The organism is Deinococcus pimensis DSM 21231 (assembly GCF_000519345.1).
GTDB lineage: Bacteria > Deinococcota > Deinococci > Deinococcales > Deinococcaceae > Deinococcus_A > Deinococcus_A pimensis.
In genome coordinates, this window is sequence record NZ_KI912668.1 from 30,068 (window position 1) to 30,303 (window position 236).

Genomic DNA, 236 nt, shown 5'->3' on the forward strand with positions numbered 1-236 from the left:
CGCGCGCGGTCCCGCTCGCCGCGCCGCAGCAGCAGGTCCACGTACGCGCCCATCGGCCACGGCCACACGGTCCCCTGGTGGTACGCGCTGTCACGCACGAAGCGGTGCCCCCCGAAGGTCGGGCGGTAGCGCGGGTCGGCGGGGGAGAGGGTCCGCAGGCCCAGCGGCGTCACGAGCTCCCGACGCGCGACGCGCAGGGCCTCCTCCTCGCCCGCGGCGTCCCTCGGCGCGTCGGG

Annotated in this window: 1 protein-coding gene; it reads right to left on the minus strand. The window is 78.8% G+C overall.

Annotation, left to right across the window (positions count from 1 at the left end; genetic code table 11):
• Positions 1–236, minus strand: a 236-nt coding sequence (locus DEIPI_RS32415; protein ID WP_045234656.1) for an amylo-alpha-1,6-glucosidase, incomplete at both ends; no start/stop codon positions are given.